The following is a 21,787-nucleotide window of genomic DNA, read 5'->3' on the forward strand; positions in this document are numbered from 1 at the left end:
TTTTAAGGCCGCTTCCACGTTTTTTCGTGTAACGTGACAGTACGATGTCAAACCCCGACGAAAACATTGCTGCACGCCGCCCGCGACGGAAGCGAAAGAACTATTCGCTGCTGATCCTCGCCGTCGGCATTTTCCTGTTCGGCGTCGCCGCGGGCACGGTCTATTTCGTGTTGCGGCCGGTCACCTTGCGGATCGCGGTCGGACCACCCGGCAGCGACGACCAGAAGCTGGTCCAGTTACTGGCGCAGACCTTTGCCAATGAGCGAAGCCCGATTCGGCTGGCGCCGATCACGACCGCAGGAGCGACCGAGAGCATCGCGCTGTTCTCCACCGGCAAGACCGACCTTGCGATTGCGCGCGGCGATCTGAACCTGCCGGCCTACGCCGAATCCGTCGCCATCCTGCGCAAGAACGTCGTGGTGCTGTGGGCACCGTCGGGTCTCGCGCCGAAAGGCTCGAAGAAAACGCCGACGCCGAAGATCAAGGGCATCGACGAACTTCCCGGACATCGCATCGGCGTCATCGGCCGGAGCGAGGCCAATGTCACGCTGCTGCGCGTAATCCTGACCGAGTCGGGCGTCAATCCCGACAAGGTCGCGGTGACGCAGTTCGCCACCAGTCAGATCGCCGAGTTGGCGCGCGACCAGACCCTTGATGCGTTCATGGCGGTCGGCCCGCTCGACAGCAAGATCACCGCCGACGCCATCGCCGCGACGGCCACCGCGCGAGGCGAGCCGAAATTCCTCCCGATCGATGTCTCGGAAACCATCGCCAAGAAACATCCGCTCTATGAGGCCGAGGAAATTCCCGGCAGCATTTTCGCCTCATCGCCGGCCCGGCCGGAAGACAAGATCGATACCGTCAGCGTCAACCACCTGATCATCGCGCCGAAGTCGTTGTCCGACGCCGCGGTCGGCGCGTTCGCCCGTCAGTTGTTCACGGTGCGCCACGAACTCGCCAGGGAATTGCCGACTGCGGCCAAGATCGAAAAGCCGGACACCGACAAGGACGCGGCGCTGCCGGCACACCAGGGCGCGGCGGCCTATATCGACGGCACCGAGCGCACCTTCCTCGAAAAATATAGCGACTATATCTGGGGCGTCATTCTGCTGCTCTCGGGCCTGGGATCGGGGGGCGCCTGGCTGCAGCATTACTGGAGGCGGGACGAACGCGAGCAATACGTCGCGCATCGCGAAAATCTGCTCGACCTGCTTGCGCGGGCGCGCAAGGCCGAAACGCCGGAAGAACTGACGGAGATGCAGGGCGAGGCGGACGCCGTCCTGCGCGAGGCGCTCGATTGCTACGAAGATGGCGCGATCCAGGAAGATGACCTGTCCGTGCTCGGGCTGGCGCTCGAGCAATTCCATCACGCCATCACCGACCGCCGCCTCACGCTTGGGACCTCCCCGGCCGCCGGCGCAGCCCGTGTGCGCGTCGGCTAGATTTGCCCCGCCGCGCGTCCCCGCGGACGGCAAGATCGCTGCGGTGAGGCGGCGTTAACCAGCGCCGCCGCGAAACCGTCCAGAAACAATTCCTTACCGCGATGAAACCATTTTGGCGGTTTCGTGCAAACGTCCCGAAACGCCTGCCCTGTAATGATCTGCCCAACGACGCGCCGAACTGGCGCGCAGGGCGCCAAAACAGGGGACGACAATGTTCAACTCAATCAGGCTGAATACCCGCCTCGCTGCGGCCGCTTTGGGCGCGCTGGCCATCGGCACCGTCGCTTTTTCCACTTCCGCCGCAGCCGCTCCGCTGCCGCTGTTTCCCTTCCTGCTGATTCCGCAGACCGAAGCGGCGCCGCCGCCGGTTCAGGCCGCCCCGTCCCAGGATGAAGGCAGCGTGGTCGAGATGCCGGCGCGGCTGAAGCGCCAGGTCGTCAACTATGCCACCCGCGAGGCGCCGGGCACGATCATCATCGATACCCCCAACACCTATCTCTATTATGTGCTGGGAGGCGGCCAGGCGATCCGTTACGGCATCGGCGTCGGCCGCGAGGGCTTTACCTGGTCCGGCACCCAGACCATCACCAGGAAGGCGGAATGGCCGGATTGGACCCCGCCCCCGGAAATGATCGCCCGCCAACCCTATCTGCCGCGCCACATGGCCGGCGGCCCCGGCAACCCGCTCGGCGCCCGCGCCATGTATCTCGGCGGCTCGGTCTATCGCATCCACGGCACCAACGCGCCGGAGACCATCGGCACTCGGGTTTCGTCAGGCTGCCTGCGCCTCACCAATGCAGACGTCGCTGACCTCTATTCGCGGGTCAATGTCGGCACCAAGGTGATCGTGCTGCCGATGACGGACCGCCGCGCCGATCTCGGCACCGCCATCCGCTAAGCCGACCGGAATTCGAACCTCGGAAAAGCGGCTCCGGCATTCGCCGGGGCCGTTTTCGCTTTGGCCGTGATCGCTTGGAGCGCTTTCCGGTTGGTCGAACATTGCCGCTCCTCCCGGGGGCCTCATGGTTCGAGACGCGCGAAGACGCGCTCCTCACTATGAGGGTCTGAGACCTCATCCTGAAGGAGCATTGCGAAGCGATGCGTCTCGAAGAATGAAGCCCGTGAGGTGGAAATCGCCCAAATGTGTCTGCCGGGCAATACCGGCCGCAAGGTGGACATCAATTTGCCCTCACTGGCGCACCTTTCCCCTTCCCTGTAGAACCCGTTTGGGCTCAATCGGTTCGGGGGGACGATGCGTCTGCCGATGCATCTGAAAACAATTCTGGTCGGGGGCGCGATCGTCGCGGTTTCGTTCTTGATCAGCCTGAAGGCAATGGACTGGCTGGCGCCGCGCGCCACAGTCAGCGGTCCCGTGCTGGTCGAATTGCCGCCGCTGCCGCCGGCGCCGCGCAGCTCCATCGTGATGGTACCGGTCGCGGTTGCGCTGTCGGCGATCCGCGACGCCGCCGATCGCGGCGCGCCAAAAACCTTCAACGGCAAGGCCGAGAATCCGATCTCGCAGATCCTGCAGAACGCCGATATCGGCTGGACCGCCCAGCGCGGGCCGATCGCGGCGACCGGCGCGCAGGATGTGCTGTCGCTGGCAACGCCGCTGACCGGAACCCTCAACGTCACCGGCTCGCTGTCGGCGAAGGCGACGGGCGCGGTCGGCGATGCGCTCGGCAGCCTGCTCGGCGGCAATGTCGCCAAGCAGATCGGCAGCGTGAACATCAAGAACCTCAATGCCAGCGCCGAGATCAAGGGCAATGTCGTCATCACCGCGCGGCCGAAAATCGCCGCCGCCTGGCGCATCGAGCCGAACCTCGCGGCGCAGGTGAACCTCGGCGACACCAGCCTTTCGGTGGCGGGCGCGCGGGTCGACGTTCCGGCGCAGGTCAAGCCGCTGATCGACAAGACGGTCGCCGATCAGCTCGCCACGGTGCAGGCACGGATGCGCAACGATACCGCGTTCGAGCAGAGCGCACGGGCGCAATGGGCCAAGGCCTGCCGCTCGATCCCGCTGCAAGGCACCGGCGCCACCTCCGTGCCGCCGCTGTGGCTGGAGTTGCGGCCGACCCGCGCGATCGCAGCACAGCCGCGCGTCGACGCGTCGGCGGTCACGCTGACGCTCGGCATCGAGGCCGAAACCCGCGTCACGGAGCTTGAGACCAAGCCCAATTGTCCGTTCCCGGCGACGATCGACATCGTGCCGCCGACGCCGGGCCGCGTCTCGATCGGCTTGCCGGTCGATATGTCGTTCGTCGCGCTGAGCCAGCTGGTGGAAGCCCAGCTGGTCGGCAAGACGTTTCCCGAGGACGGCTCGGGGGCGGTCGACGTCACCGTCAAACATGCCAGCGTCGCGGCATCCGGCGACCGCTTGCTGATTTCGCTGCTGGTCAAGGCCAAGGAGAAGAAGAGTTTCCTTGGCCTCGGCGGCGAGGCCACCGTGCATGTCTGGGGCCGGCCCGTGCTCGATCAGGCGCAGCAGACGCTGCGGCTGACCGATGTCGAATTGGCGGTCGAATCCGAGGCCGCGTTCGGCCTCCTGGGCGCCGCGGCGCGCGCGGCGATGCCTCATTTGCAAAAAGCGCTGGCGGACAAGCTGATCGTCGACCTCAAGCCCTTCGCCGGCAATGCGCAAAGGAAGATCGCCGCCGTCATCGCCGACTTCCAGAAGAACGAGGACGGCGTGCGGGTGGATGCCGAGATCAACAGCCTGCGGCTGGCCGGCATCGCCTTCGACTCCAAGACGCTGCGCGTGATCGTGGAGACCGAAGGCGTCATCAACGCCGCCGTCAGCGCGTTGCCGGCGCTATGAATCGGCCTGCGAGGAGCATTCGGACGGGACTCGTTGCCCGCTCAACACCAGCGTCTTGATGGGCTGCAGCAGGGCCTGGATCCGCAACAGCATCGCGTGCACGACACCGGTGGCGTCGACGGCATGCAACACAAAATGCTGAATGCGCCGGTCTCCTTTGCGGCAAAGCTGGAACTTGGCAAGCTCTGCTTGCCGCGCGCATCTCATGCAACGCATCAAAACCGGTCAAAATTACATAGTAACGACGACAATTGAGCTCTAGACTGGCGCCGTAAGCGGACAATTTCAGAAGACGGGAAAGCCAGTCGTTTCCAAGCATCGTATCGCGCTAGTGCGGATCGTGCTCGCTATGGCCCTTAGCTCTGCTGCGTCCGCTGAGACTTGGCGGCACGATGACGATCGTATTGCTCCGCCAAGATGCCTACGTTGCAACAACAGGGGAAATGGCGCTCCAAGAGCTGCACTCCAAAATCAAGCGGACAATAGCGTCTGCGGTCAGACGGGCGCGGCAACAAAGGGAGGACGTTATGGCGTGGCGTGATGACAAAGCTCGCGCGACCCTGATCCGCGAGGCAGCGGCAAGCATGCAGCCGGGCAAGACGCCCCGGGCCTTTGCCGAGCTTCTGTTCGACCACACCAATATCGAGGACCTCGCCAACTACGATGCGGCTTCCCTGGCCCTCCTCGCAGAACAGGCCTGGGAACATGTGCAGCGATGCACGGCGGGCAGTGCCGATATCCGCGTTATCAATCCGATGCTGCCGGACGGGCGCGAGATTTCCGTGCTCGAAGTTCTCAACGACAACATGCCCTTCCTGTTCGATTCCACCATGGCGGAGCTCGCCGAGCAGGGCATCGAAGTCACGCTGGTCGCCCACCCGATCATCGCCGTCGAGCGCGATGAGCAAGGCAAACTCCTGCGTTTCTACGGCGAGGCGCTGCCAGATGGGGCAAGAGGCGAGCGCGAAAGCCTGATCCATTTCCACATCGCGCGTCTGGACGCCGATGCCGACCGCCAGAAGCTGATCGAAGGCCTCACCAAAACGTTTAGCGACGTGCGCGCCTGCGTCACCGACTGGCGAGCCATGCGCGCCCGTGTCGAACAGGCTATCAAGACCTTCAGCTCCAGTCCCCCGCCGCTGCCGATCGACGAGGTCGCCGAAGCCAGCCAGTTCCTGCAATGGCTCTGCGCCGACAATTTCACCTTCCTGGGCCTGCGCGAATATCGCTTTTCGCCCGACACTGTTGCGCCGGACGACATCTCTACCGGCGAAGGCCTCGGCATCTTGCGCGATCCGGATGTGAAGGTCCTGCGCCGCGGCACCGAAATGGTGGTGATGACGCCGGAAATCCGCGAATTCATGCGCGAGCCGACCGTTCTCATGGTGGTCAAGGCGAACGTAAGCAGCCGCGTTCATCGCCGTGTCCGCATGGATTATGTCGGCATCAAGCTTTATACGCCCGACGGCCGACTCGAAGGCGAATTGCGCGTCGTCGGCCTGTTCACCTCGGGCGCCTATACCCGCTCGGCGCGGCAGATCCCCTATGTCCGCCACAAGGTGGCGCAGGTGCTCGAGCGCGCCGGCTTCGATGCGGACAGCCACTCAGGCAAGGCCGTCCAGCATATCCTCGAAGAATATCCGCGCGACGAACTCTTCCAGGTCGATGCCGAGACGCTCTACAATTTCGTCATGGAAATCCTGGTGCTCTATGAGCGACCCCGCGTGCGGGCGCTGACACGGACCGACAAATTCGACCGCTTCGTCTCCGTCCTCGTCTTCATTCCGCGCGAGAAATATGACACCGATGTGCGTACGCGCATAGCGGCCTTCCTGGCGCAAGTCTATGAGGGGCGCCTTGCAGCCTCCTACGTCTCTTTCCCCGAAGGATCGCTTGTCCGGGTCCACTACATCATCGGGCGCTACGAGGGCGATACGCCTGTCATCGCGCGCGCGACGCTGGAAGCCGAGATCAGCGCCATCGCCGCGACCTGGGGCGACAAGCTGAAAGCCGCGCTCGCCACCTCCACTGACGGCATGCGGGCCCGCATGCTCGCCAATCGTTATGCCCGTGCCTTCACCGGGGGCTATACAGAAGCCTTTGGCACCTCGCAGGCGACTGCCGATATCGCGACCATCGAAAAGCTCACCTCGGCTCGTCCGGTGGCGATTTCGGTCTACCGCATCGAGGGCGAGGACGATCCGACGCGCTTCGGCCTCAAGGTCTTCTCGCGCGGCGCGCCCATGTCGCTGTCCTACCGGGTGCCGGTGATCGAAAATCATGGCCTGCGCGTCGTCAACGAACGCACCTATCAGATAGTGCCCAGCGCGACGCCGGCACCCGCCCCGGTTTGGCTGCACGATATGACGATCGAGGCCAACGACGGCAAGCCGATCGTTATCAACACGGAATTCAACCATCGCCTGGAAGCCTCGATCATGGCGGTGGCAGGTGATCGCACCGAATCCGACGGTTACAACGCCCTCATTCTGCGGACCGCCCTGAGCTGGCGCGAAATTTCGGCCATCCGGGCCCTCTCCCGCTACCTGCGCCAGATCCGCGCGCCGTTCAGCCAGGACTATATGTGGGAGACTTTGCGTAAGAACAGCGCGATCACCACCAGCATTGTCGCTCTGTTCCAGGCCCGCCTCGACCCGCGCTTCGTCGCCACCGATGCCGAGCGGTCCGCACGCCAGACGGCCATCCTCGCCGAAATCGAGGAGCAGCTCAAATCGGTCGCCTCGCTCGACGAAGACCGCATCCTGCGCCTTTTCACCAATCTGGTGCAGGCCACCATCCGCACCAATCTGTGGCAGATCGGCCAGGACGGGCATCCGCGTCCGGTGATCTCCTTCAAATTCGAAGCCCGCAAGATCGAGGACCTGCCGGCGCCGCGGCCGCTTTACGAGATTTTCGTCTATTCGCCGCGTGTCGAAGGAATCCATCTGCGCTTCGGCAAGGTGGCGCGCGGCGGCTTGCGCTGGTCCGACCGGCCGCAGGATTTCCGCACCGAGATCCTCGGCCTGGTCAAGGCACAGCAGGTCAAGAATGCCGTCATCGTGCCGGTCGGCGCCAAAGGCGGCTTCGTGCCCAAACGCCTGCCGCCACCCTCCGATCGCGATGCCTTTATGGCCGAAGGCACCGAAGCCTATCGCATCTTCGTGCGCTCGCTGCTCGAACTCACCGATAATCTCGATGGCGATACCATCGTGCCGCCCGACAATACCGTGCGTCACGATGGCGATGACCCCTATCTCGTCGTCGCCGCCGACAAGGGCACCGCCACCTTTTCCGACATCGCCAATGCAATCTCGACCGAGAAGAGCCATTGGCTTGGCGATGCTTTCGCCTCCGGCGGCAGCCAGGGCTATGACCACAAGAAGATGGGCATCACCGCGCGCGGTGCGTGGGAAGCCGTCAAGCGCCATTTCCGCGAGCTCGGCGCCGATATCCAGACCGTGCCCTTCATCGCGGCCGGTGTGGGCGACATGTCCGGCGACGTCTTCGGCAACGGCATGCTGCTGTCGCCGGCGACCAGGCTGGTCGCGGCTTTCGATCACCGCGACATCTTCATCGATCCCTCGCCCGACCCGGCTATCAGCCATGCCGAGCGCCTGCGCATGTTCAACCTGCCCCGGTCGAGCTGGCAGGACTACGACAAGTCGCTGATCTCGCAGGGCGGCGGTGTGTTCTCGCGTTCGCTCAAGGCAATTCCGCTCGCACTGGAAGTGCGGGCGTTGCTCGATCTCGATAGGCCGCAAGCCACACCCTTCGAGGTGATGAGGGCAATCCTCAAGGCACGCGTCGACCTGCTCTGGTTTGGCGGCATCGGCACCTATATCCGCGCTTCGGGGGAAAGCGACGATCAGGTCGGCGATCGCACCAATGATCCGATCCGTGTCACCGGCGCGGATGTCCGCGCCCGGGTGGTCGGCGAAGGCGCCAATCTCGGCGCGACCCAGCGCGGCCGCATCGAAGCGGCACAGAAAGGCATCAAGCTCAACACCGACGCCATCGACAATTCGGCCGGGGTCAACACCTCCGACGTCGAGGTCAATCTCAAGATCGCGTTGGCGCGCCCCGAACGCGATGGACGCCTCAGTCCGAACGACCGCAACAGCCTGCTTGCCGCCATGACCGACGAGGTCGGCCGACTCGTGCTACGCAACAATTATCTGCAGACGCTGGCGCTTTCGCTGGCCGAACGCAAGGGTGCGGCCGAGAACGGCTTCCTGGCCCGCCTGATGCAATCACTGGAGCAGCGCGGCCTCCTTGACCGCGCTGTGGAGTTCCTGCCCGACGATGTTGCAATCACCGAGCGCAGCCGGCGCGGTCAGCCCTTTACGCGGCCGGAACTTGCCGTGCTGCTCGCTTACGCCAAGCTGACGCTCTACGACGATCTGCTCGCCAGCGGCGTGCCCAACGATCCCTATCTCGCCCGCGAATTGTCCCAATACTTCCCACGCGAGGTTCGGGACAAATTCCCCGACTCGGTGGAATTCCATCGCCTTCGGCGGGAGATCATCTCCACTAATCTCGCCAATGCCGTGATCAATCGCGGCGGACCGGCTTGCGTGGTGCGCCTGATCGACGAGACCGATGCCGACGTGCCCACCATCGCCATGGCCTTCGTGGCGGTGGATGAATCCTACGGTCTCAATCGGCTGAACGACGCGATTGATGCGCTCGACAACAGGATCGACGGTCAATTGCAGCTTGGCCTCTACGCCGCGGTTCAGGATCTGCTGCACTCCCGCGTGGTCTGGTATGTGCGCAATGTTGATTTCAGCGCCGGTCTGGAAGCCGTGATCTCGCGCTTCGGCCCCAGCATCCGTGAGATCGCCGCCGGGCTCGACAATGCCCTGCCGCAGGATATCCAGGCCGCGCGCAGCAAGCGCCGGCAAGACTTGACCGATGGCGGCGTCCCGGCGGAACTTGCCGGCGAACTTGCCGATCTCGACACCCTGGTCTCCGCACCCGATATCGTAACGGTCGCAGAGCGCACCAACCGCGTCATCGGCGATACCGCCACGACCTTCTTCGCCGCCGAGGCCTATTTCGGTCTCGACCGCATCATCGCCGCCGCACGCGGCGTGACGGCGAACGATTTTTTCGAACGTCTCGCCATCGACCGCGCCGTTGACCAGATCGCCGCCGCCGAAAGAAGACTGGTCGCCGATATGCTTGCAAACGGCAAATCCGGCAACCAGGCCGCAGAGAACTGGCTCGCGGCCCATCCCAAAGCTACGCGCATCCGCCGTTCGGTCGAGGAGATCGCTACCAGCGGCCTGACGCTCGCCAAGCTGACGGTGGGGGCGAATTTGCTGGGGGATTTGGTGAAGGGCTGAGAGCGGCTGACGGGACAAGGTGCCTGATGACAGTCTCTATTGGTTGTGGGACCCTGCCGTCGGGCCATACCCAAAAGTTGGCTTGGCGGGCGCTCGCAAAGCCGGATAGAAGAGGCCCTCAACAAGAAGCCTGGGAGAAAAAACCATGAAATCACTCGCAGCCGCGGTCGCGGCCGGCCTTGCACTCGCCGTATCCGGCGGCACAGCGAGCGCGCAAATTTCCGATGACGTCGTCAAGATCGGCGTGCTGACCGACATGTCCAGCCTCTATGCCGATGCGACCGGCAAGGGTTCGCTGGCCGCGGTGCAGATGGCGGTCGCCGACTATGGCGGCAAGGTGAAAGGCAAGCCGGTCGAGGTGGTCGCCGCCGACCATCAGAACAAACCGGACGTCGGCGTCAGCATCGCCCGCAACTGGTACGACAACGACAAGGTGGACGCGATCTTCGACGTGCCGACCTCCTCGGTCGCGCTGCCGGTCTCCGCGCTGACGCGCGAAAAGAACAAGATCAACATCAATTCCGGCGGCGGCTCTTCTGATATCACCGGCGTCGCCTGTTCACCCAATACCGTGCACTGGACCTACGACACCTATGCGCTGTCCAACGTCGCCGGCAAGGCGATGGTCAAGCGCGGCGAAGACACCTGGTTCTTCGTCACCGCCGACTACGCCTTCGGCATGGCGCTGGAGCGCGACGCCGCCAATGTCGTCAAGGAGAGCGGCGGCAAGGTGCTCGGCGACGTGCGCCATCCCCTCAACTCGTCCGACTTCTCCTCCTTCCTGCTGCAGGCGCAGGCTTCGAAGGCCAAGGTGATCGGACTTGCCAATGCCGGCGGCGACACCACCAATGCGCTGAAGCAGGCGGCGGAATTCGGCATCATCCAGGGCGGCCAGAAGATGATCGCGCTGCTGATGGAGATCACCGACACCCACTCGCTCGGCGCCAAGGCGACCCAGGGCCTGATCGTCACCGACGCGTTCTACTGGGACATGAACGATGAGACCCGCGCGTTCTCGAAACGCTTCAACGAGAAGGTCGGCCACATGCCGACCATGATCCAGGCCGGGCTTTATTCGGCGACCATGCATTATCTGAAGGCGATCGAGGCGATCGGATCGGATGAGGCACCGAAGGTGATGGCGCAGATGCGCGCGACCCCGGTCAACGACTTCTTCGCCAAGAACGGCAAGATCCGCATCGACGGCCGCATGGTTCACGACATGTATCTGTTCGAGGTGAAGAAGCCGTCGGAATCGAAGGGCGAATGGGATCTCTACAAGCTGATCGCCACCGTGCCCGGCGACGAGGCATTCCGCCCGCTCGACAAGGGCGGCTGCCCGCTCGTGACGCATTGATATCTTTCGTCTCCCTCTCCCCGCTCTTCGCGGGGAGAGGGCGTAGGCGGCCTACGGCCGCCGTTCTTGATAGAAGAACGCCGATGCTTCGCATCGGCTATGGTGAGGGGCTCTTTCCACACACCCGGACTCGCGGAGAGTCCCCCTCACCCGAAATTCGCTAGCGCGAATTTCGGCCTCTCCCCGCAAGCGGGCGAGGCAAGCAAGCCTCGGCGCTCACGGACTTCCCAACTCTTACGAACCCTCGAACTTGAACGAGACTTTCAACTTGGCGCGATAGGCTTCGATCTTGCCCTTGGCGTCCAATTGCAGATCGAGCTGGACCACCTCGGCGACACGAAGATCGCGCAAGGATTTTCCGGCCCGGTTGACGGCCACCGCGGCCGCCTTTTCCCAGGAATCCTTGCTGGTACCGATCAGCTCAATGACCTTGTAGACGCTATCCGCCATGTCGTCCTCCCGTTGTTGTCAGGCAGGACGCAGGTGCTCCTGCCGCGAGCAGAGCCTAACATCGGGACATCGGCGCTGATAGGATGCGGTGCAGCATTCGGATGACCGCAAATTGATCGCGTCATGCCCGGCCATTGCCGTCCGAAAGACGGCTGTGCCCGGCCATGACGATGTGGAGAGATACCGAACAAAAAACGCGCCCGGTCGCCGGGCGCGTTTCCATGAGTCATTCAAATTCTCGCAACTTCTCGCGGACTTACTCCGTCGAATATTTGAACTCGGGCATTGCCTTCAACTCATCCTTGGTCGCGTTGTACACGGCATGATCGGGATACCAGGGATTTGGCTTCGCCGTGATGGCCGCGCCGGGCGCGGTATTGGTGGTCGCCGCCCCCGTGGTCGTAGTCGTGGACGGCCTGGCTCCGCCTGTATTCGGCAGGTTGGCTGCGCCGGTGTAGACGATCGGCTCGTTGACGAACTTGACCTTGTCGAACGATATCGCGACCAGATGTTCGCCGACGCCGAGGAAGCCGCCGACGCCGATCACGACGGCCTTGATATTTCCGCTCTTGTCGGTCAGGAGGTCGTTGATCGAGCCGACGCTTTCATTCTTGTCGTTGTAGACGCTGAGCCCGACCACCTTCGACGCACGCCAGTTGCCCCGGAACGACAACGAGGTATCGGATGCGGCGGCCGGCGCCATGTTGCTGCGGTCGGTGGTCGCGGTCGGCGTCTGCGCGAACGCGACACTTGCCAGCAACGCAGAACCGGCCAAGCCGGCGATGGTATATTTGGCTAACATATCGGTTCTCCTCAGTTCGAAAGATGATACTGAGAAAACCCGTCATCTCGACAACGGTTCCAAGGGAAGACGCGCTCAGAAACCGGCCCAATACGGCGGTATGCCGTAATAGCGATGCAGTTCCGCTTCCTGCGAACGATCGCCCCAGTCGAAATCCTTGTCGGCGCGGAACGACGGCGCGCGCTTCAACTCGTCATCATCGATGTCGAGTTCATAGGCTTCGACCCTGACATTGTAGCGCAGCCGGCCCCAGGGCAACGGAAGCAGATTGGTTCCCATGCCGAGAAACCCGCCGAAGCTCAGGATTGCGTAAGAAACCTTGCCGGAGACCTTGTCGATCATCAGCCGTTCGATGTGGCCGATCATATCGCCGTTCGGCCGTCGCACCGAAGTGCCCTCGACGCGATCGCTCGCGATCAACTGATGCGGCTTGGTCATGACGTCAGATGCCATCGGACCCTCCACAGATCAATAAATGGCTCAACGTCGCAATCGGCGGCCGGTTCCCGCACTGCGAAATATGCGACAGCCATCCTTCCCCTTCCGGAAAGGATGGCTGCGACGCGCGTCGGCGCGTCGGCAAGGTGTCAGGTCTGGTAGTCGATCAGGAGCGCGGAAAAGGACGAGCTGGTATTGCTCGACGCGCTCGATGTGCCGGTTGCGCTGTAAGTGCTCGATGACGAGGCCGAGAGCGAGTCCTGCAGCGACTGCAGGAACTGCTTCAGGATGTCGTCGGCAGAAGTGGTGCTCGACGAGCTGCTGCTACTGTCGGTCGAAGACGAATCATCGGCCGGCGGCGGGCCGCCGTGGCCGCCATGATGGCCGTGGGTGCCATGAGCGCCGCCTGCGCCATCCGCACCACCGGGACCACCTGCACCGTCCGTTCCGCCGGGGCCGTTGGCGAACGCGGCCTTGAACACGCCCTGCAATTCGGTGGCCTGGTCGCTGGTCAGCTTGCCGCTGGAGACTTCGCCATTGATGAGGTCGTCGATCTTGGATTTGAGATCGCCGGACGAAGGCCTGGTGCCGCTCGTCTGGTCGCTGGCCCGGCTGCTCTGCAGCGAGGTATCGATATCAGTCAGCGCCGACGACAGCGCGTCCTGATCGGACGAGCTGATGGCGCCCGAAGTGACTTCCGACTGCAGCTCAGCCTGCAGCTTCTGAAGAGGCGACTGGTAGGTGCTGGCGGAGGCCGCCGAGATCGAGGTCATGATAGCTCCAAGGTTCTTGGGGAGTTCGCAGAGAGTTCGTGCAAGACGCGCTGACGGTGGGGTTAATAATCTTAACGAGGCCTTCTCGCCGCCCACTTGGCCTGTTACCCCCTGTTGCAAGGATCGCGCTGGAAACATTGCGAAACAAAAATCCTTCGACGAATGCCCCGAATCACGGACAAAAGGTCGGTATGGCCCAGGCAGCACCCAATATCCTAGTCGTCGAGGACGACCGCGAGACGCGGACACTGATCGCGAAATATCTGCGCACCAACGCCTGCAACGTGACGACGGCAAGCGATGGCCGCGAAATGGTTCGCGCCATGACCGACCACCGCGTCGATCTTTTGATCCTCGACGTCATGCTGCCGGGCGAGGACGGCTTGAGCCTGTGCCGCAAGGTGCGCGCCGAGTCGCAGACGCCGATCATCATGCTCACCGCGCGCGGCGAGGATGTCGACCGCATTCTCGGCCTCGAGATGGGCGCCGACGATTATCTGGCCAAGCCGTTCAACCCACGCGAATTGCTGGCCCGCATCAACGCGGTGCTGCGCCGGCAGGCCGCGGCCCGCACCGCGAGCGCCACCGAGGGCGCGACCGCGCTGGCATTTCTGGGTTGGCGGATCGATCTGCGGCTGCGGGAGCTGCGCAATCCCGCCGGCGCGCGGGTGGCCATGACCAGCGCCGAATTCGACCTGCTGCGAACCTTCTGCGAGCGGCCCGGGCGCGTGCTGTCGCGCGACAGCCTGCTCGACCTCACCCAGGGCCGCGACGCCGGCTCGTTCGAGCGCAGCATCGACGTGCTGGTCAGCCGGATCCGGCGCAAGATCGAAGCCGATCCGCTAGAACCCACCATGATCAAGACGGTGCGTTCGGGTGGCTACATGTTCACCCCGAGGGTTGAACCCATAAGAGTCGAAGCGGTGTCCGCCGCCAGCAACTGATCATGAAGCTGACAGGCTTTCTGAATCTGAAGCGCATCAGCGGACAGATCGCGGCGCTGGTGGTTGCCTCGATCGTGGCGCTGCATCTGATCATCACCGCAAGCTTCCTGATCCACCGGCCGGACCAGCCGGATCCGTCCATTGACCGCGGCCACGCGCAGCTCGCGGCGGCGGCCCATTTGCTCGGCGCAGCCCCCGCGTCGGAACGGCCGCGGCTGTCGGCGGATATTGCGCGCGCATTTCCGCAACTCGGCATCGAACAACTTAGCCCGGGTGCTGCGCCCGCAGCCGACGAACCCGGAGCGCCCGGCCTGCGCGGCCTGCATCGCCGCCTCGGCAACGGCTATCGCATTTTCGCGCTGGCGCCCGACGTCAGCACCAACCGGATCGGCATCGCGTTGCCGGACGGCGCGATGATTGCCGCGAACCTGATGCCGGACCAGCGGCCGCGGCCGCCGTTCTGGGCCGGGCCGTGGATGATGACACTGCTGTTTGCCGTCATCAGCGTCACGCTGCTGGGCCTGTGGGCGGCGCGCGCCCTGACCGCGCCGCTGTCGTCATTCGCAAAAGCCGCCGAAGATTTCAGCCTCAACGGCGCCGCGGCGCCGCTGCCGGAACGCGGCCCCGAGGAAATCCGCTCGGTGGCGAAGGCGCTGAACCGGATGCGGGAGCGGATCACCGGCCTGATCGACGACCGCACCAAAATGCTCGCCGCGATCAGCCACGATCTGCGGACGCCGATCACGCGGATGCGGCTGCGCACCGAATTCATCGAGGACGAAACCCATCGCAGCCGCATGCTCGGCGATCTCGACCAGATGCGCTCGATGCTGGAATCGGTGCTGTCGTTCCTGCGCAACGACCGCCGGCTGGAATCGATGACGCTGGTCGATATCGCGAGCACGCTGCAGCTCATCACCGATCAATTCGCCGACATGGGACGCAAGGTCGCCTATGTCGGCCCCGGCCATGCGATGGCGACGGTGCGGCCGGACGACCTGCATCGCAGCGTCACCAATCTGGTGGAGAATGCCGTGAGGTTCGGCGCCGAAGCCGTGATCCGCCTCAGCGTATCGGCGGACCAAGTGACCATCGATGTCGAGGACGATGGTCCCGGCATTTCCGATGCGCAGAAGATCAACATGCTGGAGCCGTTCGTGCGCGGCGACGATGCCCGCAACATGGATGAGACGACGGGCTTCGGCCTCGGCCTTTCCATCGCCAACGCCATTGTGCTCGCGCACGGCGGAACGCTGTCACTGCACGACCGGCAGCCGCACGGACTGGTGGCGCGGATTCAATTGCCCGCGCAGCAGCAGACGCAGAAGTCGGCGGCGTGAAGACTTCTTGAAGACCTGCTTCTTGAAGACCTAAAGCGCGTCAGGCCGCGAGTGGCTGATGTTCGGATTGGTTTTCGTCGTAGATCGCGATGGCCTCGAAGCGATAGTTGCAGGCGCGGCAGGTCCAGAGATAGGACGTGCGGCCCGGCGCGCTTTCGATCCAGTCCGGCTTCGCAATCGGCTTGCCGCATTGAGCGCAGGGATTTCCACGAGGCAAATCGGATCGGGCCATGGCGCATCTCCCATGTAGCAATTTTTTTGGATGAGACAGGTCTGCTGCCTGTCACGCCAAATCCTAGACCTCTATTGAATCATTTGCACGACAATCCGTCGCTGCGATGCGTGCGGCAAACCGTCGTTAAGAATTTAACGATTCAGTTCAACTCCGATGCCGGAATTTCGCCACATCACCGCCCGCTGGCCGCAACAATTGGGGTGTGAAAAGCGGAACTCGGAAAATACCGGGTGTTCGAGACCATTTCAGATGAAACGAATGCTGGCTTCCGCCTGGCTCGCCGCCATCGCCGCGCTGTCATGCGGCGCGGATGCGCAGGCGCAGCAACGTGCGCAATATGAAACGCTGGTCGCCACCCATGCCCAGGCGAACGGCGTGCCGGAGGCTTTGGTGCATCGCGTGATCGTGCGCGAGAGCAGATACCAGCCGGCGCTGGTCGGCCGCGGCGGCACCATCGGGCTGATGCAGATCAAGCTCGCGACCGCCCGCAGCCTTGGCTACACGGGCACGGCTGAAGGCCTGCGCGATCCCGAGACCAATCTTGTCTACGGCATCAAGTATCTCGCCGGCGCCTATCACGCCGCCGGTAGCGACCATAACCGCGCTATGCATTATTATGCGAGCGGCTATTACTACGCCGCAAAGCACCAGCGGCACGAACGCGCACGACATTCCGAACCGGTGCTCGCGGGTGAACCGCGGAATGGCCCCGTCGATGCCAACGCTCAGCAGGTTCCAACCCAATAACCGTCATAGGCGGGGCACGCCGTCCTTCGGGCGGCGATACCCGGGCATGACGAGACGGTGTCCGTTGACACCCCCGCCGATCGGCCTACATTAGCCCCGTTCCGAGGGGAGCTCCGATGAGGAGCTGAGATACCGCAAGCTTTGGGCCGGTTTGGCCTTGAGACCGCGGTGACCCTTTGAACCTGATCCGGGTCATGCCGGCGAAGGGACAGGGATGTACCAGAGTTCGAAGCCGGGGGGGGATTCCCCCGTATCCATCATCGGCGCAGGCATTGCCGGCGCATGGCAAGCCCTGCTGTTCGCGCAGGCCAGCCATGCCGTGACCTTGCACGAGCGCAGTGACGCCGGAATGACGGAATCCACCAGCCACTGGGCCGGCGGCATGCTGGCGCCCTGGTGCGAGGCCGAAACCTCGGAACCCCTGATCACGCGGCTCGGCGTCCGCTCGCTCACCCTCTGGCGCGAGCAGTTTCCCCAGACCCCCTTCAACGGCTCGCTGGTGGTGGCGCATGCGCGCGACCGCGCCGATTTCGAGCGCTTTGCAAAGCTCACCACCGGTCACAAGCGGCTCGACGCGCGCGGTTTGAGCGAACTCGAACCGTCGCTGGAAGGCCGCTTTCGCGACGGGCTGTTTTATGCCGGTGAAGGCCATGTCGAGCCGCGGCTTGTGTTGCCGGAATTGCACGCGCGCATCGCGGCCGCCGGCGGCCGGATCGAATTCAACAGCGATGCGGATGCCAAGGACCTCGACGGCATCGTGATCGATTGCCGCGGGCTCGCGGCGCGCGACACCCAGCCCGAATTGCGCGGCGTCAAGGGCGAGATGATCATCGTCGAGACGTCAGAGGTCGAACTGTCGCGTCCGGTGCGGCTGATCCATCCGCGCTGGCCGCTCTATGTAATCCCGCGCGGCGACGGCCGCTTCATGCTGGGCGCGACCTCGATCGAGGCCGAGGATTCCGGCGTCAGCGTGCGCTCGGCGCTGGAGCTGCTGGGCGCGGCCTATGCGGTGCATCCGGCGTTTGCCGAGGCGCGGATCGTCGAATTCGGCTCCGGCTTGCGGCCGGCGTTTCCCGACCATCTGCCGCGGATTGCGATCGACAATGACAGGATCGCGGTGAACGGCCTCTATCGCCACGGGTTTTTGCTGGCGCCGGCGCTGGCGGAGCTGACGCTGGGTTATGTCGCGCGCGGCGTGATCGACAATGAGGTGATGCAATGCGCGTGATCGTCAATGGCGAGGCGCGGGAGATCAACGCGTCGCGGGTCGACGCGCTGCTCTCAGAGCTCGAATACGAAGGCACGCATTTCGCGATCGCCGTGAATTACGACGTGCTGCCGAAGAGCCGCTGGGCCGAGACGGCATTGAAGGCCGGCGACGAGATCGAGATCATCACGCCAAGGCAGGGAGGGTGATGTGAGTACATTGACGAGCGGCGCTCTTGCTTACCTCGCCCCGCTTGCGGGGAGAGGTCGGATTTTACGCGCAGCGAAAAATCCGGGTGAGGGGGACTCTCCGCAAGACCTGCTGTGCCGAGAGTCCCCCTCACCCCAACCCTCTCCCCGCAAGCGGGGCGAGGGAGCGCACCGGAATCGCGGAGAGGCATAGTGGTCAACTTCTACGGCAAAACCTTCACCTCCCGCCTGCTGATCGGCAGCGCGCTGTATCCGTCGCCCGCGATCATGCAAGGCGCCATTCGCGCCTCCGGCGCCAACATCGTCACGGTATCGCTGCGGCGGGAAGCCGCCGGCGGCAAGACCGGCGACGCGTTCTGGTCGCTGATCCGCGAGCTCGATGTCGCGGTGCTGCCGAACACCGCCGGCTGCCGCAGCGTGCGCGAGGCGGTGACCACGGCAAAACTGGCGCGCGAATTGTTCGGCACCTCCTGGATCAAGCTCGAGGTGATCGCCGACAACGACACGCTGCAGCCGGACGTGGTCGGCCTGGTCGAGGCGGCGGCCGTCCTGATCAAGGATGGTTTTGAGGTGTTCCCCTATTGCACGGAAGACCTTTCCGTCGCGATGCGGCTGGTCGATGCCGGCTGCAAGGTGGTGATGCCCTGGGCGGCGCCGATCGGCAGCGCCAGGGGCGTCATCAACCCCGACGCGCTGAAACTGATGCGCGACCGCCTGCCCGACGTGACGCTGGTGGTCGACGCCGGCCTCGGCGCGCCCTCGCATGCGGCGCGCGCGCTGGAGCTCGGCTACGACGCCGTGCTGCTCAACACGGCCATCGCCAAAGCCGCCGACCCCGTCGCCATGGCGAATGCATTCCGGCTCGGCGTCGAGGCCGGCCGCACCGCCTATGAAGCCGGGCTGATGGAAGCCCGCGATTTCGCCTCCCCTTCAACCCCTGTCATCGGGACACCCTTCTGGCATGCCGTATCCTGATAAATTCTACCCCGTCGTCGACAGCGTGGCGTGGGTCGAACGCCTGACGCGGCTCGGCGTCGGCACCATTCAACTGCGCGCCAAGGAACTTGATGACGGACAAGCGCTGCAGATCGTCAGCGATGCGCTCGATTTTACCAGGGGCACGCCGACAAAACTCGTGGTCAATGATTACTGGCGCGCGGCGATCGTCGCCGGCGCGCAGCATCTGCATCTCGGCCAGGAAGATCTGGTCGGCGCCGACCTCGGCGAGATCAGGAAAGCCGGGCTGACGCTCGGCATCTCCACCCATGACGACGAGGAACTGGCCACGGCCTTGCGCGCCAACCCCGACTACATCGCGCTCGGGCCGATCTTCCCGACCACGCTGAAATCGATGCGCTTTGCGCCGCAGGGTATTCCCAAACTCACCGAGTGGAAGAAGCGCATCGGCAACATCCCGCTGGTCGCGATCGGCGGCATCAAGCTCGAACAGGCCGCGGACATCTTTGCCGCCGGCGCCGACTCGATCGCCGTCGTCAGCGACGTCACCCAGAATGCCGACCCCGATGCGCGCGTGCGCGCCTGGCTCGGCCAGAACGCGGAGGCCGCGTGAGATGACCACGAAACTATCAACCGTCATTGCGAGCGAAGCGAAGCAATCCATCGGCACCGCGCATTCGGTGACAATGGATTGCTTCGTCGCTTCGCTCCTCGCAATGACGAAAACAATCGACAGAATTGAACCGGAGGATACACCATGAACATCCGCTCCAACCCCGACACCACGCTCCCCGCCGTCACCACCGGCCCGCTGCCGGCCTCGCGAAAAATCTGGGTCACGCCGGATGAAGCGCCCGATGTGCGCGTGCCGCTGCGCGAAATCATCCTGAGCGAGGGTGCCGGTGAGCCCAATCTTCCCGTCTACGACACTTCCGGCCCCTACACCGATCCGACCGTGACCATCGACGTCAACGCCGGCCTCGCACGCGCGCGCATCGAATGGGTGAAGGAGCGCGGCGGCGTCGAGGAATATGAAGGCCGCGACATCAAGCCGGAAGACAACGGCAATGTCGGCGCCTCGCATGCGGCAAAGGCGTTCACCGCGCACCACAAGCCGCTGCGCGGCACCGGCGACCACATGATCACGCAGCTCGAATTCGCCCGCGCCGGCATCATCACCAAGGAGATGATCTACGTCGCCACCCGCGAAAACCTCGGCCGCAAGATGCAGCTCGAGCGCGCCGAAGCCGCATTGGCCGACGGCGAAAGCTTCGGCGCCTCGGTGCCGGCCTTCGTCACCCCGGAATTCGTGCGCTCTGAAATCGCAAGGGGACGCGCGATCATCCCCTGCAACATCAACCATGGCGAGCTCGAGCCGATGATCATCGGCCGCAATTTTCTCACCAAGATCAACGCCAATATCGGCAACTCCGCGGTGACCTCGTCGGTCGAGGAAGAAGTCGACAAGATGGTGTGGGCGATCCGCTGGGGCGCCGACACCGTGATGGACCTCTCCACCGGCCGCAACATCCACACCACGCGGGAATGGATTCTGCGCAATGCGCCGATTCCGATCGGCACGGTGCCGATCTATCAGGCGCTGGAGAAGTGCGACGGCGATCCCGTAAAGCTGACCTGGGAACTCTACAAGGACACGCTGATCGAGCAGTGCGAACAGGGCGTCGACTATTTCACTATCCACGCCGGCGTGCGCCTGCCCTACATCCACCTCACCGCCAACCGCGTCACCGGCATCGTGTCGCGCGGCGGCTCGATCATGGCAAAATGGTGCCTGGCGCATCACAAGGAGAGCTTCCTCTACACAAACTTCGAGGAAATCTGCGACCTGATGCGCAAATATGACGTGTCGTTCTCGCTCGGCGATGGCCTGCGTCCCGGCTCGATTGCGGATGCCAACGATCGCGCGCAATTCGCCGAACTGGAAACGCTCGGCGAGCTCACTCAAATTGCCTGGAAGAAGGGCTGCCAGGTCATGATCGAAGGCCCCGGCCACGTGCCGCTGCACAAGATCAAGATCAACATGGACAAGCAGCTCAAGGAATGCGGCGAGGCGCCGTTCTATACCCTGGGACCGCTGACGACTGACATAGCACCAGGCTACGACCACATCACCTCAGGCATCGGTGCGGCCATGATCGGCTGGTTCGGCTGCGCGATGCTCTGCTACGTGACACCGAAGGAGCATCTGGGCCTGCCCAACCGCGACGACGTCAAGGTCGGCGTCATCACCTACAAGATCGCCGCCCACGCCTCCGATCTCGGCAAGGGCCACCCCGCAGCCCAACTGCGCGACGACGCCCTCTCCCGCGCCCGCTTCGACTTCCGCTGGGAAGACCAGTTCAACCTCGGCCTCGACCCCGAAACCGCGCGCCTCTTCCACGACGAGACGCTGCCGAAGGAAGCCCACAAGGTCGCGCATTTCTGTTCGATGTGCGGCCCAAAGTTCTGCTCGATGAAGATCACGCAGGACGTGCGGGACTATGCGGCGACGCTGAACGATCCGACGAGCGTGGGGATGAGCGTGTCGGGCGTGATCGAAGACGGAATGGCGGCGATGTCGCAGAAGTTCAAGGAGATGGGAAGCGATCTCTATCTGGATGCGGAGAAGGTGAGGGAGAGCAATCGGGTGTTGTGAGGCTTCTCCTACGCATCCATTTGGAAATAAGGGCCGGGCTCACGCCCGGCCCTTTGATTCCGTA

The 21,787-nt window shown here is 63.8% G+C and carries 20 protein-coding genes and 1 riboswitch; of the genes, 15 read left to right on the forward strand and 5 right to left on the reverse strand.

The features are described from left to right. The first annotated feature begins 44 nt into the window (after positions 1 to 44). From NL528_RS35285 to NL528_RS35310, 6 genes are all read left to right on the forward strand, one after another. The gene (locus NL528_RS35285; RefSeq protein WP_309178982.1) at positions 45 to 1,442 is read left to right on the forward strand and encodes a TAXI family TRAP transporter solute-binding subunit; all 1,398 of its coding nucleotides are present in this window, start codon (positions 45 to 47) and stop codon (positions 1,440 to 1,442) included. 211 nt (positions 1,443 to 1,653) lie between these two features. Further along, a complete protein-coding gene (locus NL528_RS35290) occupies positions 1,654 to 2,340 on the forward strand; it encodes a L,D-transpeptidase (protein ID WP_309178983.1) in 687 nt (228 codons plus the stop codon). 354 nt (positions 2,341 to 2,694) lie between these two features. Then, positions 2,695 to 4,260 (forward strand): DUF4403 family protein, encoded by a 1,566-nt coding sequence (locus NL528_RS35295; RefSeq protein ID WP_309178984.1) that lies wholly within the window; start codon positions 2,695 to 2,697, stop codon positions 4,258 to 4,260. Between the two features lie 33 nt (positions 4,261 to 4,293). After that, positions 4,294 to 4,515: a hypothetical protein gene (locus tag NL528_RS35300; protein ID WP_309178985.1), complete on the forward strand. Its 222-nt coding sequence runs from the start codon at positions 4,294 to 4,296 to the stop codon at positions 4,513 to 4,515. 272 nt (positions 4,516 to 4,787) lie between these two features. Then, complete coding sequence (locus NL528_RS35305; protein WP_309178986.1) at positions 4,788 to 9,608, forward strand: NAD-glutamate dehydrogenase; 4,821 nt, start codon at positions 4,788 to 4,790, stop codon at positions 9,606 to 9,608. Positions 9,609 to 9,753: 145 nt separating this feature from the next. Further along, positions 9,754 to 10,965, forward strand: a complete 1,212-nt coding sequence (locus tag NL528_RS35310) for an ABC transporter substrate-binding protein (RefSeq protein WP_309178987.1) — start codon at positions 9,754 to 9,756, stop codon at positions 10,963 to 10,965. 234 nt (positions 10,966 to 11,199) lie between these two features. On the opposite strand, the gene NL528_RS35315 is transcribed toward NL528_RS35310, so the two are convergent. From NL528_RS35315 to NL528_RS35330, 4 genes are all read right to left on the reverse strand, one after another. Beyond that, the gene (locus tag NL528_RS35315; RefSeq protein WP_309178988.1) at positions 11,200 to 11,415 is read right to left on the reverse strand and encodes a dodecin family protein; all 216 of its coding nucleotides are present in this window, start codon (positions 11,413 to 11,415) and stop codon (positions 11,200 to 11,202) included. A gap of 256 nt (positions 11,416 to 11,671) precedes the next feature. Next, a complete protein-coding gene (locus NL528_RS35320; protein ID WP_309178989.1) occupies positions 11,672 to 12,217 on the reverse strand; it encodes a PRC-barrel domain-containing protein in 546 nt (181 codons plus the stop codon). A gap of 75 nt (positions 12,218 to 12,292) precedes the next feature. Continuing rightward, entirely contained in the window at positions 12,293 to 12,670 is a 378-nt protein-coding gene (locus tag NL528_RS35325) for a PRC-barrel domain-containing protein (protein WP_309178990.1), read from the reverse strand. A 134-nt stretch (positions 12,671 to 12,804) separates the two neighbouring features. Continuing rightward, positions 12,805 to 13,428 (reverse strand): hypothetical protein, encoded by a 624-nt coding sequence (locus NL528_RS35330; RefSeq protein WP_309178991.1) that lies wholly within the window; start codon positions 13,426 to 13,428, stop codon positions 12,805 to 12,807. A gap of 191 nt (positions 13,429 to 13,619) precedes the next feature. Between NL528_RS35330 and NL528_RS35335 the strand changes: the two genes are divergently transcribed. Together NL528_RS35335 and NL528_RS35340 are read left to right on the forward strand one after the other, a co-directional pair. Further along, positions 13,620 to 14,372: a response regulator gene (locus NL528_RS35335; RefSeq protein ID WP_309178992.1), complete on the forward strand. Its 753-nt coding sequence runs from the start codon at positions 13,620 to 13,622 to the stop codon at positions 14,370 to 14,372. Positions 14,373 to 14,374: 2 nt separating this feature from the next. Then, on the forward strand, positions 14,375 to 15,712 hold the full coding sequence (locus tag NL528_RS35340) for an ATP-binding protein (RefSeq protein WP_309178993.1): 1,338 nt from the start codon (positions 14,375 to 14,377) through the stop codon (positions 15,710 to 15,712). Positions 15,713 to 15,752: 40 nt separating this feature from the next. Here the strand turns inward: NL528_RS35340 and NL528_RS35345 are convergent, their stop codons facing one another. Next, positions 15,753 to 15,944: a hypothetical protein gene (locus NL528_RS35345; protein ID WP_309178994.1), complete on the reverse strand. Its 192-nt coding sequence runs from the start codon at positions 15,942 to 15,944 to the stop codon at positions 15,753 to 15,755. A gap of 252 nt (positions 15,945 to 16,196) precedes the next feature. On the opposite strand from NL528_RS35345, the gene NL528_RS35350 reads away from it, so the two are divergent. From NL528_RS35350 to thiC, 7 genes are all read left to right on the forward strand, one after another. Then, on the forward strand, positions 16,197 to 16,694 hold the full coding sequence (locus NL528_RS35350; RefSeq protein WP_309178995.1) for a lytic transglycosylase domain-containing protein: 498 nt from the start codon (positions 16,197 to 16,199) through the stop codon (positions 16,692 to 16,694). Positions 16,695 to 16,788: 94 nt separating this feature from the next. Beyond that, positions 16,789 to 16,921: riboswitch (TPP riboswitch) on the forward strand. Beyond that, complete coding sequence (locus NL528_RS35355) at positions 16,909 to 17,922, forward strand: FAD-dependent oxidoreductase (RefSeq protein WP_309178996.1); 1,014 nt, start codon at positions 16,909 to 16,911, stop codon at positions 17,920 to 17,922. Its footprint overlaps the riboswitch before it by 13 nt. Next, complete coding sequence (gene thiS, locus NL528_RS35360; RefSeq protein WP_074273950.1) at positions 17,913 to 18,110, forward strand: sulfur carrier protein ThiS; 198 nt, start codon at positions 17,913 to 17,915, stop codon at positions 18,108 to 18,110. Before NL528_RS35355 ends, thiS begins: the two co-directional genes overlap by 10 nt. Before the next feature lie 192 nt (positions 18,111 to 18,302). Continuing rightward, positions 18,303 to 19,085, forward strand: coding sequence for a thiazole synthase (locus tag NL528_RS35365; protein WP_309178997.1), 783 nt, complete (start codon positions 18,303 to 18,305; stop codon positions 19,083 to 19,085). Next, positions 19,072 to 19,680 (forward strand): thiamine phosphate synthase, encoded by a 609-nt coding sequence (locus NL528_RS35370; protein ID WP_309178998.1) that lies wholly within the window; start codon positions 19,072 to 19,074, stop codon positions 19,678 to 19,680. The genes NL528_RS35365 and NL528_RS35370 overlap by 14 nt, the downstream gene beginning before the upstream one ends. Before the next feature lies 1 nt (position 19,681). Continuing rightward, positions 19,682 to 19,828, forward strand: coding sequence for a hypothetical protein (locus NL528_RS35375; RefSeq protein ID WP_309178999.1), 147 nt, complete (start codon positions 19,682 to 19,684; stop codon positions 19,826 to 19,828). Continuing rightward, positions 19,825 to 21,723, forward strand: a complete 1,899-nt coding sequence (thiC, locus tag NL528_RS35380) for a phosphomethylpyrimidine synthase ThiC (RefSeq protein ID WP_309179000.1) — start codon at positions 19,825 to 19,827, stop codon at positions 21,721 to 21,723. Before NL528_RS35375 ends, thiC begins: the two co-directional genes overlap by 4 nt. Positions 21,724 to 21,787: the final 64 nt, after the last annotated feature.

Source organism: Bradyrhizobium sp. Ash2021 (assembly GCF_031202265.1).
Taxonomy (GTDB): domain Bacteria; phylum Pseudomonadota; class Alphaproteobacteria; order Rhizobiales; family Xanthobacteraceae; genus Bradyrhizobium.